The 18,563-nt window shown below is 66.7% G+C and carries 15 protein-coding genes; 6 read left to right on the forward strand and 9 right to left on the reverse strand.

The window, feature by feature from the left end; genetic code table 11:
- Nucleotides 1-244 precede the first annotated feature (244 nt).
- Complete coding sequence (locus tag BM394_RS00335) at nt 245-2,902, forward strand: EAL domain-containing protein (RefSeq protein ID WP_175529895.1); 2,658 nt, start codon at nt 245-247, stop codon at nt 2,900-2,902.
- Nucleotides 2,903-3,024: 122 nt separating this feature from the next.
- Here the strand turns inward: BM394_RS00335 and BM394_RS00340 are convergent, their stop codons facing one another.
- The 8 genes from BM394_RS00340 to fdh all read right to left on the reverse strand — a co-directional run bounded on the left by BM394_RS00340 (nt 3,025) and on the right by fdh (nt 13,940).
- Nucleotides 3,025-3,741, reverse strand: a complete 717-nt coding sequence (locus BM394_RS00340) for a type 1 glutamine amidotransferase (RefSeq protein ID WP_092972603.1) — start codon at nt 3,739-3,741, stop codon at nt 3,025-3,027.
- Nucleotides 3,738-5,105: a MurT ligase domain-containing protein gene (locus tag BM394_RS00345; RefSeq protein ID WP_092972605.1), complete on the reverse strand. Its 1,368-nt coding sequence runs from the start codon at nt 5,103-5,105 to the stop codon at nt 3,738-3,740. Before BM394_RS00345 ends, BM394_RS00340 begins: the two co-directional genes overlap by 4 nt.
- Before the next feature lie 843 nt (nt 5,106-5,948).
- Nucleotides 5,949-6,395 (reverse strand): VOC family protein, encoded by a 447-nt coding sequence (locus tag BM394_RS00350; RefSeq protein ID WP_092972607.1) that lies wholly within the window; start codon nt 6,393-6,395, stop codon nt 5,949-5,951.
- A 60-nt stretch (nt 6,396-6,455) separates the two neighbouring features.
- Nucleotides 6,456-7,400: a DUF5996 family protein gene (locus BM394_RS00355; RefSeq protein ID WP_092972609.1), complete on the reverse strand. Its 945-nt coding sequence runs from the start codon at nt 7,398-7,400 to the stop codon at nt 6,456-6,458.
- 135 nt (nt 7,401-7,535) lie between these two features.
- Nucleotides 7,536-8,528 carry a ring-cleaving dioxygenase gene (locus BM394_RS00360; RefSeq protein ID WP_092972611.1) on the reverse strand — a complete coding sequence of 331 codons (993 nt, stop codon included), beginning with the start codon at nt 8,526-8,528 and terminating at the stop codon, nt 7,536-7,538.
- A 149-nt stretch (nt 8,529-8,677) separates the two neighbouring features.
- Entirely contained in the window at nt 8,678-9,628 is a 951-nt protein-coding gene (gene nrfD / locus BM394_RS00365; protein ID WP_092972613.1) for an NrfD/PsrC family molybdoenzyme membrane anchor subunit, read from the reverse strand.
- Nucleotides 9,625-10,644, reverse strand: coding sequence for a 4Fe-4S dicluster domain-containing protein (locus BM394_RS00370; RefSeq protein WP_092972615.1), 1,020 nt, complete (start codon nt 10,642-10,644; stop codon nt 9,625-9,627). The genes nrfD and BM394_RS00370 overlap by 4 nt, the downstream gene beginning before the upstream one ends.
- Nucleotides 10,645-10,646: 2 nt before the next feature.
- A complete protein-coding gene (gene fdh, locus BM394_RS00375) occupies nt 10,647-13,940 on the reverse strand; it encodes a formate dehydrogenase (protein ID WP_139235103.1) in 3,294 nt (1,097 codons plus the stop codon).
- 33 nt (nt 13,941-13,973) lie between these two features.
- Between fdh and BM394_RS00385 the strand changes: the two genes are divergently transcribed.
- From BM394_RS00385 to BM394_RS00405, 5 genes are all read left to right on the forward strand, one after another.
- On the forward strand, nt 13,974-14,753 hold the full coding sequence (locus BM394_RS00385; RefSeq protein WP_092972621.1) for a hypothetical protein: 780 nt from the start codon (nt 13,974-13,976) through the stop codon (nt 14,751-14,753).
- Nucleotides 14,746-15,333: a DUF3558 family protein gene (locus tag BM394_RS00390; protein ID WP_175529896.1), complete on the forward strand. Its 588-nt coding sequence runs from the start codon at nt 14,746-14,748 to the stop codon at nt 15,331-15,333. Before BM394_RS00385 ends, BM394_RS00390 begins: the two co-directional genes overlap by 8 nt.
- 53 nt (nt 15,334-15,386) lie before the next feature.
- On the forward strand, nt 15,387-16,046 hold the full coding sequence (locus BM394_RS00395; RefSeq protein ID WP_175529897.1) for a DUF3558 family protein: 660 nt from the start codon (nt 15,387-15,389) through the stop codon (nt 16,044-16,046).
- A gap of 14 nt (nt 16,047-16,060) precedes the next feature.
- Nucleotides 16,061-17,281 carry a hypothetical protein gene (locus tag BM394_RS00400; protein ID WP_092972627.1) on the forward strand — a complete coding sequence of 407 codons (1,221 nt, stop codon included), beginning with the start codon at nt 16,061-16,063 and terminating at the stop codon, nt 17,279-17,281.
- An 89-nt stretch (nt 17,282-17,370) separates the two neighbouring features.
- On the forward strand, nt 17,371-18,153 hold the full coding sequence (locus BM394_RS00405) for an ESX secretion-associated protein EspG (RefSeq protein WP_092972629.1): 783 nt from the start codon (nt 17,371-17,373) through the stop codon (nt 18,151-18,153).
- Nucleotides 18,154-18,258: 105 nt separating this feature from the next.
- Here BM394_RS00405 and BM394_RS00410 read toward each other — a convergent pair whose 3' ends face one another.
- Nucleotides 18,259-18,489 carry a hypothetical protein gene (locus BM394_RS00410; protein ID WP_092926521.1) on the reverse strand — a complete coding sequence of 77 codons (231 nt, stop codon included), beginning with the start codon at nt 18,487-18,489 and terminating at the stop codon, nt 18,259-18,261.
- Nucleotides 18,490-18,563 lie beyond the last annotated feature (74 nt).

The raw sequence follows: 18,563 nt of genomic DNA on the forward strand, positions 1-18,563 counted from the left end.
GTTGCCACGAGGGTGGTAAGCGGCGCACACGGGCACCGGAAGCGAACGGATACCGCCCCGCGGTCGTATCCCACATCGGAATTTCCCGCGATGAGTTGCTTCCGATGCTGGTAGATCTCGAAACTTCTCTCTATCCTCGCGGGCGAGACGGCTGGTGAACGGCTGCATACCGACTGTGCGCAGGTACTGGCCAAGGATGTCTTCGATGGCCGGCGCCTGGTGGGCGTCAACCGAGAGGAGCGCGATGCACAGGGTATTGCAGACGAACAGTGACACGTTGTTCCAGGCTCTGCCGACGGCGATGGCGGTGCTGGATGAGAACGAGCGTGTGTTGGCGGTCAACGAGTCGCTGTGTGCGCTGCTGGGCCGCACCCACGAAAACCTTGTCCGGCGCTCGTCGATGGAGTTGCTCTCCCCACATGACCGCGGCAGCGCTCTCACCGCGTATGACGGTGGTGTCGGCACGGACCACGGCGGCGATGGGTTGACGCGTCATCAACGACGGTTGCGGTGCGCCGAGGGGCGGACGGTGTTTTGCGATGTGTACGCCACGTTCCTGGCGTACGAGGGTCGGGCCGGTGTGTGGCTGGTGGCCTTCATCGATGTCAGGCAACGCCACCACTACACGCAGGCCCTCCACGCCGAGACCGAACATGACGAGCTGACCGGGCTGCTCAATCGCAAAGGCGTACGCCGCCTGCTGGACCAGCAGCTGTCCGACGAGGGGCAGCGTGAGAGCGCTGTGCTGTTCTGCGATCTCGACAACTTCAAACGCATCAACGACACGCTGGGGCACAAGGCCGGAGACGATCTGCTGGTGCGGCTGGCACAACGATTGCAGCAGGGTCTGCCGCCGGAATGCGCGGCGGCACGGCATTCCGGCGACGAATTCCTCATCGTATGCCCGGACGTGGCCGCCCACGGCGGACCGCAGGAGCTGGCCGAGAGGATCTCGGTGCTGCTGCGCACGAGTATGGCCAGGGAAAACCATTTGATCGCGGTATCCGCCTCGATCGGAATCGCTACCACGAGTGATCTCGGAATCGAGCGGTCCGACGAGCTACTGCGATTGGCCGAGGTGGCCATGTACCAGGCCAAAGACCACGGCACCGGACATGTTTTCCGCGCCAATGCCGGCTTGAGCACATCGTTGGAACGCGAGGCCAACTTCGAACAGGAACTGCGCCAGGCACTGGCCCGCGATGAGCTGAGGCTGCACTACCAACCCATCGTCGACCCCACCGGCCGCGTACACGGCGCGGAAGCGCTGCTGCGTTGGCCGCATCCGCAGCACGGCCTGCTGTCGCCGGGGGTGATCCTGCCCGCCGCTCGCAACGCTCACCTGGTCTCCGAACTCGACCGGTGGGTTTTGAGCGCCGCCGCGCGTGAAGCGGCAACCTGGCCCGACCAACAGGGGCGGCCCGTGGCGGTGACGGTCAATCTCAGTAGCACACTGCTGCACGAGCCCGACTTCGCAGCGCAGATCGAACGGATCGTGCCCGCGACCGGGTTGGATTGGCACCGGCTCGTCCTGGAGATCACCGAAACCGACCTGCTCGATCTCGCCCCGGCCACCCTGACAGCCATGCACGAACTCGCGGAGCGGGGCGTACGGTTCGCCCTGGACGACTTCGGCACCGGCTATTCGTCCTTGGAACGTCTCAAGGAACTTCCCGTCCAGATCCTCAAACTCGACCGCACCTTCGTGGCCGGTCTGGAGCGGGAAGCGGTCGATGCCGCCATCGCCGGCGCTGCCCTGAGCATCGCTCAGGCCCGGAACATGACGTGCGTCGCCGAAGGAGTGGAAACCACCGGCCAGCTCTACCAGCTGGCGCGAATCGGCTTCACCGACTACCAGGGCTTCCTGTTCGCGGCAGGCGTCCCCGCTCCCGAACTGCGCGCTCTGATCCAGCGTCCCCCCGCCCTCGCGGCCCGCGAGGAGACGAGGATCCACCCGCACCCCACCGAAACCCAACCCGCGCGCGACGATCCCGACACGGTGGCCCGCACACCGACCATCGCACCACCGAGTAGGCGAACGACCGGCGAAATCGCCACTGCGGGCGCTCCCGTTCCGGGCGGGCACGAATGCTGGATCTTCCGAGATCACGAGGAGTTTCGCACCCGCGCCCGCGAGTACGTCCGGGACGGACTCAGACACGGGTACTGGATCGAATACGTAGACCACGCCCCCGCCTCACGGTTACGGGCACAACTCGCCGCCGACGAGGTCCTCGGCCCCGCGATGGAAACGGGCGCGATGACCGTCGCAACCATCGAAGAGTTCTACCCCACCAGCGTTGGAGGAGTCGTCGATGCCGAAGCGGCCATGCACGCCCGCGTCACATCCGTCGAGAAGGCGCTCGCCGCCGGCTACGCAGGTTTTCGTGCCATCGTCAACGCCACAGCCATGGTCACCACCCCCGACCAGCGCGCGGCCTTCGCCTACTACGAGTACCTGTGCGACCACGTGATCAGCACCGAACCCGTGACCGCACTGTGCGCCTACAACCTCACCGAGCTCGGCAGCGCCGCTGTCGCCGAGATGGCCTGCCTGCACCCGGTGACCACTCCCACCGCCAGCCCTTTCCGCCTCTACGCCGACAGCACCGGCGAGCACACCGACAACGAATACGACACCCACCTCGCCCTGACCGGAGTGCTGGACCTGCCCTGCGCCAATCTGTTCACCGCCGCGCTGGAGCACACCCGAGCCCAAAATCTCCTGGTCAACGACCACGGCCTCGACATCCTCGACCCCCGCGTCATCCACGCCCTCGACCAGCACGCCCGCGCCCACCACAAACAAGTCACCCTGCGACTGACACAGCCCTTGAGCACCCGGCTACAGCCGCTCCTCCACGACCTCACCCACACCCGCATCGAAACCCATCAGTCGTAACCCACACTGACCACGCCCCCACCCGCACGGGAAGGTGCTTTCCGACTTCGAGGAAACATCTGAAGTCACGGCAGGAAGCTCTCGCAGGAGGACAAGCGAGATGACCCGGCCGACGCGGGCGGTCATCCGGCGGCTCGCGCCCGTTCGGTCCGCAGCTCGGTGAGTTCCGGGAAGGGAGCCAGTTCGGACAACGGCTCCCCTACCGCCCAGGACAGCATCGTGTCCGCCAGCGCCGGATTCCGCGCCAACGCCGGGCCGTGCAGATAGGTGCAAACGACACGCCCGCTGACAGCCCCCTCGGTCTCCTCTGAGCCGTTGCCGATGCCGTGCAGCACACGTCCCAGTGGACGGGCCGCCGGACCCACCGTGCTCCTGCCGAGGTGGTTCTCGAAGCCGGTGAGCAGCCCCAGACCGTGCTCCTCGGAGCGCGTGCTCAGTTCGCCGATGGCCCGGTTAGGACCGGGCTCGGTGGAGATGTCGATGAGTCCCAGTCCGTGCTGAGTGGTGCCGTCACCGGTGGTGAAGCTGGTGCCCAGCACTTGCAACCCACCACAGACCCCGAGCACGATCGCCCCCGCGTTCACGGCCCGCCGTAGTCCGTCACCACGTGCCAGGAAGTTCACCGCGGCCTGTTGCGCGACGTCCTCGCCACCACCGAGCAGATAGATGTCGCAGGAGTCGGGCAGGGTTTCTGCCGAGGACAACACGGTCACGATCTCGGCGCGATAACCTCTCCAGCGCAGCCGTTGCGCGAGTACCAGGGCGTTTCCCCGATCCCCGTAGGTGCCCAGCAGGTCGGGCACCACGAGTGCGATGCGGATCGCCGAATCGTCGGTCAATGTTGTTGCCTCTTCGCGAACAGATCCCGGAAAGCGGTGTAGTTGGCGATGATCTCGACCGAGTCGGCCGAGTCCCCGATGGTGGCACTGTGCAGCGCTCGCTGCACGTTCGTGGCGATTTCGCAGTTCACTTCCGCGTAACGCAGTCGGACCGCCAGATCCAGCGCCCGCTCCCCCGTGACGACGACCTTCCTTCCCGCCAGCCGCTCGAACTCGATGTCCCACAACCAGGAGACGTCGTGTCCGTCGGCCTGCCTGCTGTTGACGACCAGGATCAGCGGGCGGTCGTTCTCGGCCACCAGGTCGAGCATCTCGAGCCAGCTGGCCGGGTTCTTCGCCAGCAACAGCCGCACGTCGTGTCCGGCCATGGTCGTGTGTTCGTATCGTCCGCTGGCATCGCGCAGTCGACGGATGCGGTCGAGCGCCTCGGCGCGGGGTATGTCCAACGCCGCGGCGGCCGCGAGCGCGAACGTGGCGTTGACCCGATTGACCTGCCCGGGCAACGGCAGGGACAGTCCCTCGCTCGCTCCGTCCGGAGCGGTGAGCCCGCCCGCGTCGACCGTCCAGTCGGCGTTGGGCCTGCGCAACCCGCACACGCATTCCCACGCCTCGTCGATTTCCCCGAGGAAGGCCCCGCACCTGGGGCAGTTGAGCGCGTCGTGTTTCCAACGGCAGCCGCCCGAGACCCAGGTCACGTGGGGATGGTCGGCCGCGACCGAGACGATGTTGGGGTCGTCGGCGTTGGCGACCACCCGTGCACCCGGTGCCTGCCGCAGTGCGCGCCGCAGGCTGGACTCCACGCTGCGAATCTCCCCGACACGATCGAGCTGGTCACGGCTGAGGTTGAGCAGCAGAATCACCGAGGGCTGGAATCGGTCGGTCAGCTGGGCCAGATGCAGCTCGTCGACCTCCAACGCGGCATACGGCGCTCGTGGCTCGGCCATCAGGGCGGCGACGTGGCCGTCGAGCATGTTGGCCCCGGTGGCGTTGCTGACCGAGGCCCCACCGGCATGCAGCGCCTGGGCCACCATGTGGGTGGTGGTGGTCTTGCCATTGGTTCCGGTGATCACCACGATTCGTTTGTCCACGACCAGTCGTGTGAGCAGATCCGGTTGCAACGCCAGTGCCACTCGGCCTCCGATGATGCCGCCGCTTCCCAGCCGCAGGCTTCTGGAGGTGGTCGTGGCGAGTCTTCCCGCCGCCAGTGCAGTGCCGGTGCGGAGTCGGGACAGCACGTCGGCCCGCCGCGCACGACGCGCGGAGACCACTCGCCAACGCTGTCCGGGATCCGGTGCGGACGGTGTGTGCTGTTGTGATTGACCCGTTGGTTCGCTTCGCTCGCTCCGGCGGGTCGTGTTCGTCATCGACCGGTCCTTTCCTCGACGCGGCGGACTGGGGGCGGCACAGTGATCCGACGGTGGGGTGGGCTTCGTGACTTCGTCTCACTGTCGTCGTCAGCGCGATCGTTGGCCGCTGATCGCGTGATGAGAAGTCGGATACCGAAAATCGCGGCCAGTGTCATTCCCACGGCGACGGCAGCGATACCCACCCATTCCCGGGGTAACGCGACGGCCAGCTGTAGTGCCGCCACGAGACAGGGCAACTGTTCTGCGAACATGATTCATCGTGTCCGTTTTCGCGCGTTCACACCTATGACCGGCGGCTTCTGAGTCCGCTCTCACACACCTTCCGAATCCGATTCGCGGATCGTTTCGATCTCACTAAGGGTGACCCCTTGACCACAGTTTACTCCGAATCGCCGACATCGGGAGCCGACACTCATTCCCGCCATGCATTTCCCCTTAAAGAATGACACCAAACAACGGAGTGACCGCGTGTGATTAAAACACGAAAATCAACAGCTTGCTGTTCGTATTCAACGGCTCGTCACACAACCGTCCCACCTTCCCGGCAGAAATCGAGGCAACACGCAGTAGCAGAAACCGAAGGACGATCCAAAACGGACCCGAACACCCGAATGACATCCACTTGACTCGAACGAGTGAGTGAAACACGCTTGAACCACCGTCGAGGAAATCCGCCGGAGAACGGCTGGTTCGCCGCGTGCGCACCAGCATGCCGAGGAGGCACCGATGGAGATGATCGTGCTGCTGTTGCTGTCGGGTTTCGTCGCGCTCGGAATCGGGTGGACGGTTTGGGACATCCACATCGACAGACGCAGGTAGCGGCTCGCCCTCGGGAACTGATCACGTCGGCGGGGGGTCGGCGAATCTCCCCCGAAGCATCCCCGTGGCCTGGCCGACTTCGATGAGATAACCGTCCGGGTCGCGCAGATAGCAACGCAGCTCTGCCCCACGATCCACCGGAGGAGTCAGGAATTCGGCTCCCCGCTCGCTCCAGTCGCGATAAACGGCCCAGATATCGGCGACGCGTATGTTGAGGAAACAGGACACCGGATCTCCGTCGGCCGGCGGACGCAACGTGGTTTCCGGCTTGTCCGGAGTGGGACCGCCTCCGGGATTCATGATCAACCAACTGTTGGCCACACGCAACGTGCACGGATTCTCCTCGAGAACCACTCGGCCGCCGACGACGTCCCGGTAGAAAGCGCGCGAGCGGCTCACGTCGCTGACCGTGAGAAAGTGGGTCAGCAGCATTCCCTCGCTCGGTGCCGGGAATTCCTGGACACTCATAGTCACCTCATCCGTTCCGCGAAATCGATATCGAAGGCGAGGCAGCACGACGAACCGGGATCACCGCGCCGAGGCTCGTCGCTTCGGGTCGTCCTCCAACGCCCGGCGGTCCCAACCACCGCATTCGGCCGCCGCTTCGTAGGTGGTGCGCAGGAACTCCGCGAGCATCCGCTCCGGTGAGGAGGCGGTTCGAACGTCCTCGTAGGGCAGCAGGAACTCGCCCTGCTCGAAATAAGCCGCCGCCGGACCGACCGGGTACCGGTCGAATCCCGGTGGCTCCGGGTAGGCGTAGGCATAGAACGCGCCCTCGGCTCCGCCGCCCGGCCAGAAACCGCAACTGCTGAGCTCGTGCGAGTACCCCTCGACCATGACCCAGTCGCCACAGTTGGGAGCCCCACCCGGGTGACGAGGTGCCTCACGTCCGGAGAAACGGGTCACGGCCAGATCCATGGCTCCCCAGAAGAAGTGCACCGGGCTCACCTTGCCGATGAAGCTCGACCTGAAATCGCTGAACACCCGGTGCGCGCACAACAACTGCCGCCAGAACGACCACGCCTTGTCCGGCTCGTAGGAGGCGTGCTCGGTATCGGTGTCGAAGGGCAGAGCCCGCACCACCTCGTTCGGGGTACGGCTCACGGTGAGCCGTATTCCGAGTTCGTCCAACGCCGCCATCGTCTCCCGGTAGAAGTCGGCAACGGTTCTGGCGGTAAGAGCGATCTCACGTCGCCCACCGTCACTGCGACGGATCAACAACCGGTGCTCGTGGAAGTCGAACTCGATGTCGAACACATCGTCGTAGTACGGGACCGAGTCAGTGGTCAGGCCACGAGCCGAGACGTAGAGCGGCACCTGCCACCAGTGGTTGATCATCGGTTGGCAGGCCAGCTTGATCTTCCCGACCAGCTGTAACCACATGTGCAGGGTGTCACGGGTATCGCTCCAGTCCTCGACCCGCAGTTCGGGCCAGTGCGGTCCCCGTTCGGTTCGTGTGCTCGTACCGTTCATCACCTCTCCCTCCCGACCTGTTCCGAGCCGGCGGCCGAATCCGGGACATCGGCGCTGCGCGGGAGGTGGCCAACTCGCGTCCGAACCCAGGACGCCGTCGTCGAGAACGACCGTCGGAAAACCGCGCGGAATCGTTCACCTCGTGCGCTGCGCGGGTGGGGGCGTGAAAGTGATCTCCTCGTCCGGAGCGGGAACCCTGAGTGTGGGCAGCACCTGCTCGATCTCGGCGCGGGAGGGCTCCAGCCACGGAGGGAGTTTCAACGCCCTGCCCAACTCCATCAACGGCTCGTCGACGGTGAAACCCGGTGGATCGGTGGCGATCTCGAACAACACGCCACCGGGTTCACGGAAGTAGATGGAGTGGAAGTAGCGACGGTCCAGCACCGGGGTCACGTCGAGCCTCTGATCCAGCAGCGTGTTCCGCCAGTCGACCTGTTCGGCGTCGTCGGAAGCACGCCAGGCGATGTGGTGCACGGTGCCCGCCGCGACCATCCCCAGCGGGGCTTCGGGGCTACACAGCACGTCCACCATCGCGCCGGAGCCACCGGCACCCGTGGCGAATCGGAACCGCGCACCGGACTCCTCCACGAGCCGGAACCCCATGGTCTCGGTCAACAGTTCAGCGGTGTGCTCATGCCCGATTTCCGTCACGGTGACCGAGTGAAGTCCCCGTATGGCGTACTCGGGCGGGATAGGTCCCTCCTCCCAGGGCGCGCGGGAGTCCGCCTCGGGATGCCCGACCAGCTCGATCAACAGACCGTCCGGATCGGCGACCGTCAGGGTCTCCTCGCTCGACCTGCTGGTGGGGGTGCCGACGTTCACCTCGAGACCGTCGAGATGCTGCTGCCACCACCCCAGCGAATGCTGCGGAACGGAGAAGGCAACGGTCGTGGTCTGCCCGGCACCACGACGTCCACGCGGCGCCGCGGGCCAGGGGAAGAAGGTGATCAGTGTCCCGGGCTGACCCGATTCACCCCCGAAGTAGAGGTGATAGGTGTCCGGAGCGTCGAAGTTGACGGTCCGTTTGACCAGCCGCAGCCCCAGCGCGGTTCGGTAGAAATCCGCGTTGCGCTGTGGATCCGTAGCGATCGCGGTCACGTGGTGTAATCCGCCTGGCGTAGTCGGCATGATCTCCGCCTCCCTCGCTGGCACCCGCTACGGTTGGCGAACCAACCGACGGGACGGCTGTGGCTGTTCGCCCCATCCTCCGGTATCTCCGTGCTTCTCGCAGCGCACGCGACCAACCGAGGAGACGAACGAGGTGGGGTGCGCCGGCGTCACTGCTCGGATCGGCCGTCCTGTCGCTGCGGCACCACCGTGTAGTAGGGATCCCGAGCCGTCTCCCGCCCCGCTTCGAACACCCCATAACGAGTGGCGGCCGACGCGGCGGTGCCACTGACGGCCACCAGCACCGCCACGCTCCCGCTGCGCCGAGCGAACAGCGCACCGAGGGCGCATCCCGCTGCCAGCACGCGAGCCGTTCGCAACGCAGTGCCCGCCCTGCCCGTGCGGTAAGCCTCGGCGATCCTGCCCGCCCGCTGTTCCAGCACCCGGCTCGCGAGCAGTTCGCCGAGAGACCCGAGCACGGCCATTCGCCGCGCCGGAGCGGCCTCCGACCGCGGTGCCAATCCCGTTCCCAGCGCACCGGCCGCCGCCACCGAACTGAAGGCGAACACGAAGGGAAGCTCACGACGAGTCTCGTGCCAGCCGGGTACCGCCGTGTCGGCGAGCAACACCGCCGTGTAGGTCGTCATCGCCGGGGCCAACACCGCTGCGAACCCGGCCGCCATCCTGGCGAGCGGACGAGCGAACCCGGTGAGTTCGGAGACCGCGACGGCACCGCTGAGCGCGGAGAACGGAGCGAGGATCCAGGATCCCACGCTCAACGGCGAGGTGGGTTTGAACACGCGCAACATGTTCAGGAAGCGTCGCGGCCGGCCGAGATCGTGAATGAGCGCCAGCACGCTGGCACCGGAACCTCCCGCCGCACAGAGCAGCCCGACCCGGCGCAGCCGGGAATACCCACGTAGCTGGGCGAGGGCCCCCATGACGGACGAGGCGCCCGCCATGCCTCCCAGATAGAGGTAGGCGGGCACGTCCGGCACCTTCCAGGTCGGTTCCTTGATGATCGGCCTGCCGTAGTACGAGCGAAACGGCTCCCGCGCTTCGTGCCCCGCACTCCGGTCTGAGCCCTCCGCACCCGCATCGCGGTCCGCTCGCGCCTTCAACGACGACCTCCCAGGAAACAGGCCGCAACGGTCAACGCGGCCGTAGCGGCGGCGATCGCGGCGTGTGCGGCCATGGCGGGCAGATCCCGGGTGGTGACCACCGGGTCCGGTGGCAGACCGTAGACCTCGGGCTCGTCCAACAGCAGGAAGAACGCCCCGTCACCTCCCACACCGTCGGTGGGGTCCTGCCCGTAGAGCCTGGCTTCGGTCATCCCCTGCTCGTGCAGCTGTTCGAGACGTTGCTCGGCCCGCTGCCGCAACTGGTCGAGCGGACCGTACTGAATGGACTCGGTGGGACATGCGGTGGCACACGCCGGAGCGAGTCCCGAACCGAGCCGGTCCTGGCACAACGTGCACTTGAACGCTCCGCCGTTGTCGGGATGGATGTCGATCACACCGTAGGGGCAGGCGGGAACGCAGTAACCACACCCGTTGCACACGTCGTCCTGCACCACGACCGTGCCGTACTCGCTGCGGATCAACGCTCCCGTCGGACACACGTCCAGACAGGCGGCATGGGTGCAGTGCTTGCACACGTCCGAGGACATCAGCCAGCGCACCTCGGTGGCATCGGAGTCCGCGCCCTCTTCCGGGGTCGTGCTCGGGGCTCCCATCCCGGGCATCCCGATGTCCACGCGGGCACGCGTCGAAGGGTCGATCCGCTGTTCGACGAAGGCCACGTGCCGCCACGTGGTGGCACCGAGGTCGGTGGTGTTGTCGTAGGACATGCCGGTCAGATCCAGCCCGTCCTCTTCCAGCAGGTTCCACTCCTTGCAGGCGACCTCGCACGCCTTGCACCCGATGCACACGCTGGTGTCGGTGAAAAACCCCATCCGCTCGGGATGCCGCTCCGAGTAGCCCGCCTCGGCGCTGGGATCATCCAGCGGGCCGCTGAGCCGGTTGCCTCCCGCCGGGGAATCCGCGGTCCCGGATACGGACGTCCGGACGTCGCCACCGGACTGTGCAGCACGTGCGAGTCCGAACAGCGGGTGTTCGGCAGCGCCGTCAGGACTCATCCTCACCTCCGTCGGTGTCGCTCGCCCTGGTACCGGGCATCCGCCGCCGAAGGCGGGTCGTCGGTGCCGGTGTCCTCGGTGATGCCCGCCCGTGCGCGGTAGGTGGCGAGCAGCGTCTCGAGTTCCACACCGCGTGGTCTGCTGCCGGGACGGATGTCGCAGGTGCCCGCTTTGGTCTCCATGATGTGCACGGTGGGGTCGAGCGCGACCCCGAGCAACTCGTTCGCGGCGTCACCGGTGGTCAACCCGTTGGGACCCCAGTGCCAGGGGATGCCGATCTGGTGCAGTGTCCTGCCGTTCGAACGCAACGGACGGATCCGTTGCGTGATCAGCACGCGTCCCTCGATCGCTCCGCGTGCGGTGATCACCGTGGCCCAGCCGAGGTGAACCAGCTCGCGCTCGGCCGCCAGTTCCGGGGAGAGTTCGAAGAACATGGCCGGGGCCAGCTCGGCCAGGTGCGGCAACCACCGACTCATCCCGCCTGCCGTGTGGTGCTCGGTGAGCCGGAACGTGGTGAACACGTAGGGAAACACCTCCGCTCCCGGTTCGGCACCGCTGGGTTGGTACCGGTTCTCCGGGCGGTGGTACAGCTGCCGCGCGGAGTTTCGCTGCGTGGAGTGCAGCGTGTTGCGCAGCGGTGATTCCTGCGGTTCGTAGTGGGTGGGCAACGGCCCGTCGCGCAGTCCGGCGGGTGCGTACAACCAGCCGAGCCCGTCGCCCTGCATGACGAAGGGGTCGGTGCCGCGCAGCGCGTCAGGGCCGTGTGCGTCGGGGGCCGGCAGGTAGTCGGGGGGTTTGGTCGCCTCGAAATCGGGCACGTCGTGGCCGGTCCAGCACCGCTGTTCTGCGTCCCACCAGACGTAGGCCTTGCGTTCGCTCCACGGTCTGCCCTGCGGATCCGCGGCGGCGCGGTTGTACAGGATCCGCCGGTTGGCGGGCCAGGCCCAGCCCCACTCGGGGGCGACCCAGGACTGCCGCTCACCCGGTTCCCGCCGGGCGGCCCGGTTGACCTCGTCGGCGTAGACGCCGCAGTAGATCCAGCACCCCGAGCGCGTGGAGCCGTCGGAGCGCAACCGGGTGAAGGAGGACAGCGCCCGTCCCTCGGCATCGGTGCCGTTGATCTCGCGGAGCACGGCGTCCGCGCTGGGTTCGGCGATGTCTCCCTCGGTGGGATAGTCCCAGGTCAGTTCCAGGACGGGGCGGTCGCGTTCGCGCTGGTCCGCGTCGCGTTCGAGTCGTCGGGCCGCGAGCTTGGACTTGATCCGCAGTCCCAGGTGGTAGAAGAACCACAGGTCGCTGCGCTGGTCCTCGGCAGGTTCGACGGCCTTGTGGTGCCACTGCAGCATGCGCTGGGTGTTGGTGAACGTGCCGTCCTTCTCGGTGTGCGCCGCCGCGGGCAGGAAGAACACCTCGGTGCCGATCTCGGGCGGCGTGGTCTCACCGTTGTCGATCTCCGGCCCGTTCTTCCAGAACGTGGCGGTTTCGATCATGTTCAGATCGCGCACCACCAGCCAGTCCAGACTGGCCAGCCCCATGCGCTGCTGGTGCGCGTTGGCGGTGCCCACGGCCGGGTTCTCGCCGATGACGAAGTAGCCGCGCACCCCGCCCTCGATCTGGTCGATCACGGTGCGGAAACTGCCGTGGTCGCCGGTGAGCCGGGGCAGGTGATCGAACCGGAAATCGTTCTCGGCGGTGGCGTACTCGCCCCACCAGGACTTGAGCAGGCTGACGACGTAGTCGCGGATGTTGCCCCAGTACCCCTTGTCGGCGGCGTTGGTGGCCACGAACCCGTCCAGCGAGAGGTTCGGGTGTGCCCGCGGCATCGGGATGTAGCCGGGCAGCAGGTCGAACAGGGTGGGGATGTCGGTCGAGCCCTGGATGCTGGCGTGACCCCGCAGCGCGAGAATCCCACCGCCGGGTCTGCCGATGTTGCCGAGCAACAGCTGCAGAATGGAGGCGGCCCGGATGTACTGCACCCCCACCGTGTGGTGGGTCCAGCCCACCGCGTAGGCGAAGGCGGTGGTGCGCTCCCTTCCGGAGTTGGCGACCAGCGCCTCGGCGACCTCGTGGAAGCGCTCCTGGTCGATCCCGCACAGCTGCTCCACGAGCTCCGGAGTGTAGCGGGCGAAGTGGCGCTTGAGGATCTGGAACACGCAGCGCGGATGGGTCAGGCTCGGATCGGTCTCGGGCTCGGCACGAGGTGTCGACTCCCCCTCCGAGGCCGCTCGGTCGGGATCGGGTGAACCGAAGACGTCGTTCCACTGGTCACGCTCGCCCGCCGCGGGGTTGATCCGCGCCCCCTGGTAGTACCAACTGCTCTGGTCGTAACCGCTTCCGGTGAAACCGGAGAACACCCCGTCGAGGTCCTCGGTGTCGGCGTAGGACTCGTCGACGATCGTGGCCGCGTTGGTGTAGGCGGCCACGTACTCGTGGAAGTAGTACCCGCCCCGCAGCACGTAGTTGATCAGCCCGCCGAGCAGGGCGATGTCGCTGCCCGCTCGTAGCGGAACGAACGTGTCGGCCATGGCCGAGGTGCGGGTGAATCGCGGATCGATGTGAATTATCTTCGCGCCGCGCCGGTTGGCTTCCATCACCCACTGGAACCCGACCGGGTGTGCTTCGGCCATGTTGGACCCCTGGATCACGACGCAGTCGGAGTTGCGCAGGTCCTGCTGGAAGGTTGTGGCCCCACCACGGCCGAACGAGGTTCCCAGACCGGGAACCGTGGAGGAGTGTCAAATGCGGGCCTGGTTCTCGATCTGGATGGCTCCGAGGGCGGTGTAGAGCTTCTTCATGAGGTAGTTTTCCTCATTGTCCAGCGTGGCCCCGCCCAGACTCGCGATTCCCATGGTGCGGCGCAGCCGCGTACCGTCCGAATCGGTCTCCTGCCAGGTCTCGTCCCGGGTGCGGATCACCCGGTCGGCGATCATGTCGACCGCGGTGTCGAGATCCAGTTCCTCCCACTCGGTGCCGTACGGCCGCCGGTAGGCGACCCTGGTTCGCCTGTCGGGCGAGGTCACCAACGAGCGGCTGGCCGAGCCCTTCGGGCAGAGCCTGCCCCGGCTAACCGGCGAGTCGGGATCGCCCTCGATCTGGGTGACGGCCCCGTCACGCACGTACACGCGCTGCGCGCAGCCCACGGCGCAGTAGGGGCACACCGAGCCGACCACCTCGTCTGCGTCCTCGGTGCGGGCGTGCTCGCGGTCGGTGGCCGCGGAGCGGGCCGCCCGACCCCGACCGAGCGGGTCGGAGCCCGTCAACTGGCGCAGCACGGGCCAGCGCAGCCATTCCCGCATCGCCGATCACCAACTCTCGTTACCTCCCCGGTGATGCTGCGCCCGCCGGTGCGGTGGCGCAACCGCGAGGCTTCCGCTTCCCAACCAGGCTGCCGATCCACGCACTCGGGCGAGCCGGTGGTGGCGGGGGTTTCGCCGGATGTGCTGAACCCGGCACACGCGGAGTGCGCGGTGCGGTACGTTCCCGATGGGCAACTGATCATGCAGCCGGGCGAGCGCATGACACGTACGAGTGACCTTCAGGGGGAAGGCGTGGCCGACGAGGCGAACGGACAGTCGAGCACGGGCGAATCGAGTGGTTCGGGAACGAACGCTCAGTCCGGGATGGATGCGGCGGACCAGGCGGCGATGGACGCCGAGATGCAGGACGTGGCCGACAGTGCGCTGTTCCCCGGCCCCGCCGGGCTCGCCAAGGAGATGGCCGACATCGCCCGGATCGCCGAACGTGCCAACACCAAGGCCGAACTGGCCCAGGCCATCAGCGACAACACGCGCATGGTCGTCGACCCCGACGAGGTCGACGCACTGGCGGGGTTCTTCGAGGGGAAAGCGCAAGAGCTGGAGGACCGTTCCTGGGGCATATATGAACTGTCCAATGTCCCTCCCCCTGGCACGGATCCGGTCAGCACAGGAGCGGTATCGCTTCACGGAGAAGTCGCGGCTGGTGATGATCGAGCCTATTACGAGAACTACATGAAACTGGCGCAGGTATTCAACGACACCGCCGCGAGCCTGCGCTCCAGCGCCGAGCAGACCCGCACCGACGACGCCAATGCCGCCGACAGCTTCGACCGGGAGATCCGGAATGCGTAACACCGTCACCACAGGGATCTCCCTGGCAGCCGGGCTGCTACTGCTCGCCGGATGCGGTGGTGGTCAGACCGGCCAAGCGGCGCAGGACACCACCGACACCGGAACGAGCGCACCCACCAGCACCAGCAGCGGCGCCGGAGTGGGCCTGCCGGAACGCACCGCGCCCGCCAAATCCCTCGACCTCTCCGAGCCCTGCGCCATCATCTCCCAACAACAAGCAACCAACCTCGGAGTCAACCAACCATTGGAAAGCGCTAATTCCAACGAAAAGAAGGGGTGTAGGTACCAAAAAGGAAACCCCGGCACCGAGGGCGGTTGGTACATATTCGTCGCCGCAGACACAAAACAGACTGCACAAGACTTCTCCTCGCGATCCCCAGATGGCCGAGTCACAAAAATATCTGGGTATCATGCATATCAAGTCGATGACGGTGGAGCATGCATGATCGCAGTTGACGTTTCTGACGAAGGATCGATTTTCATCAACGGGATAACGCGACTTCAGAAAAATCGTGCTGCCGCTTGCCCGATCTCTACCAAGTTCGCCGAAGCCGCGATCGAGAACCTACCTGAAGCATGAAACGTACTGAGCACAGGAGACATACTGGAAAGATCCCCATTTCGCCTGCCAAGGTGGAAGCAGTACCAGCCGAGGTAACGGAACCGGTCCATGCGGACGGCACGCAACTACACGGGAAGCCGCATCCGGTAATGCGTAACACCCTCACCACAGGAATCTCCCTGGCAGCAGGCCTCCTGCTACTCGCCGGATGCAGCGGCCAACCCGACTCCACTGCACAAGAGACCACCGGGGCGGGGTCGAGCACCCCCACCACCAGCAGCGCCTCCGGAGTAAGCCTGCCGGAACGCACCGCACCCACCAAAAACCTCGACCTCTCCGACCCCTGCACCATCGTCACGAAGCAACAACAGCATGACCTGAATATCAATCAAAAACCAGAAGAAACCAACCTCAGCGGAATACAGGGATGCAAATACCAAAAGGGAGACTCAGGCGCTAAAGGAGGATGGTTCGTCTTCGTCGCAACAAACCCCAACAAAACAGCAGAAGAGTTTGCTCAAAAACGCCCTCGCGGCCAAGTGACAAATATCGCTGGATACCCAGCTTACAAGATAGAAAAATTCCCCAACTGCCAGATTTCTGTTAACATCGCGAATTCTGGTTCACTTTATGTCAACGGAGGGAGTAGGATACAAGAAAACCGCCCCGATCCCTGCCCGATCTTCACCGAGTTCGCCGAAGCCGCGATCAAGAACCTGCCCAACGCCTGAGGGGAGCCCGAATCATGGGGGACAGACGCACGCTGCCACCGTCCAACCTCGACGGGGCACAGCTGGAGCAGATGCGCTCCTGGGTCAACAGCGGCAAGGGCGCCGAGGCGCTCCACGAGAAGAGCAGCCGCTGGCGTGACGAGGAGCGGTACATGCGCGACCTCGCCACCGAGGTCAAGGACAGGCTGAAGCGGGCCGGGGCCGTGAACCGGTCCAAGGGTCAGGAGGCCATGCAGGGCGCCATGTCGCCGGTGGTGCTGTGGACCGAGGTCGCGGCCGACAACGCCACGGCCGAGGCGGTGCGGCTGGAGGAGCAGGGTCAGGCCTTCAGCAGGGTGTACTCCTCCGTTCCCGCCGCGTCCGAGGAGAAGCCCGTGCCGGAGGAGAACTTCCTCGGGCAGGCCTGGGCAGGCCTCACCGGCGGCAAGACCGACAACGAGCAGGCGTTGGCGCACAACGAGAAGTTGCGGCAGGACGCGGTCACGGCGTTCAAATCCTACGACACCGCCTCGCAGACCACCGTCAGCGCGACCCCGACGTTCACCGCTCCCCCGCCGGGCGGCGTCGAGACCGGCGTGCGCTCCGGATCGAATCCCGAGGTCGGTGGCTTCGCCACTTCCCGGGGCACGGGCGGCGGCGCTGCCGCGGGCACCCGCAGCTCCTGGACCGGATCCCTGGACACCTCGGGCCAGTCGGCGGGCCGGGGCGGTTCGGGGATCAACCAGCCCGCGGGCAGTCAATCCGCGTGGCAGCGCCCGCCGGAAGGCGGCTCCTCCGGGTACCGACCGGGGCAGTCCGGCACTCCGGGCGGCGGCGCCGGAAGCGGTTCGGGCAGCGGTCGCGCCCCTGGCGGTTCCGGCGTCGCGGGCGGCACCGGACGTGCCCCCGGCAGCCGGATCCCGATACGTGGCCTCGGTTCGCTCGCGGGCGGCTCGGGTGGTGGAACCGGCTCCGGAACGGGTGGTCGAGGCTCCACCGGACTCGGTGGCCGTTCCCTCGGCCCCGGTGGGCAGTCCGGGATCGCGCGCCCGTCCACCGGTTCCGCCACGGCGGGCGGCGCTTCCTCCTCGGGAGCGGCGAACGGTCGCGGCGGCATGGCGGGAGCGCCACGCGGTCGCGGCCAGCAGGGCGAAGAGGACGAGGAGCACGAGACGCCGAGTTACCTCGTGGGTGACTACGGCTACTTCGACGGCGACCTGCCGCGCGTCGCGCCACCGGTGATCGGCGAGGACTGATCCGGGCGGTCGAAACCCGCCATCGGATCCAGCAGCGTGTGTCGCGGCGCCGGGTGCCCTCCCGGCGCCGCGATCGTTCGGGGGCAAGAGTGAACATCGAACTTTCCGAACAGGCGTTCCACCTCGCCTGGCAGCACTTCCGGCTCGGGACGAAGCCGCTCTCGCTGCACGTCCTGCCCGAGGGGCTCACCGAGTCGGAGCGGCGCGACGTCGAGCAGCGGAGCTGGGACGAGCTGCGTCGGCTCGGTTTCGGCGACCGGGACGCCGAGGACGCCGTCTCCGGGGTGTTCTTCCCGCTGAACCGCTACCGGGCTTCCTTCGATCTGGTGTATCGCTATCTGTCCGAGGAGGGTGAACACCGCCGTACGGCGTTGGCCGCGAACGGTCCGGCCAGCTCGGCCCTGGCCGTCCGGGAGGACGGCGTGGTGCGCCTGCGACAGCTGCGCACCGACGACGCGCCGCACCGGGCCGTGGTGGGTGTGCTCCCCGAGCTGACCCCCGGCCCGGGCAAGGCGGTCTCGGTGCCCAGCGACCAGCTCGACGCGGCGGCGGCCGAGGCGGGGGACTCCGACCGGGCGATGCGCGAGGCGCTGCTGCGCCGCGGGGTGCGGCGCGACGACGCGAGCGCTCTGGTGGACATGGCGGGCGGTGAACGCGTGGGCTACGCCCAGTTCGGGGCCGCGCGGATGGACCGGCGCGGCAACCGTTCCAGGGCACCGATGGTGACCAACTGCTTCGCCACCAGCAACGGGTGGTACTTGATGGAGGAAACCATCCGCAGTGGGCGGGCGTGGACCACCTTCGCCCCGATCGACCGGAACCGGCTGGCGGAGCGGGTACGCGAGCTGGCCGGAACCATCGAGCCTGATTGAGCCGTCGAGCTTGCCCGCTCCGGCTCCGGTGAGGACTCGATCGGGACGATCTCCCCGCTGCTCCCGTTCCGGAAGTACCGACTTCGAGCGGGTGGCGAACAGCGATCAGGGCTTGCCGACAACCACCTGCTCGGACAGGTTGACGGCGGCTTCCTGCAGGCCGGCACCGTGGAGTTCGTCCAGCCAGAACAGCGTGTCCAACAGCTGTCGCAGTTGATCGCTGTCCACTCGCAGCACGCTCTCGTCCTGCCGGATCTCCAGTTCGTGCAGACCCGGCATACTCAGGTACACCGCTGCCGTACCGCTTCCCGCTTCGACCAACCACTGCGCGCGCATCTGCCCTCCCGAAGGTGACGGCTACCGAATCGATCATGTCGAGGGAAGGTTCGACGGCTCCCCAGCGGTCACGC

Source organism: Actinopolyspora lacussalsi subsp. righensis (assembly GCF_900116555.1).
Taxonomy (GTDB): domain Bacteria; phylum Actinomycetota; class Actinomycetes; order Mycobacteriales; family Pseudonocardiaceae; genus Actinopolyspora; species Actinopolyspora lacussalsi.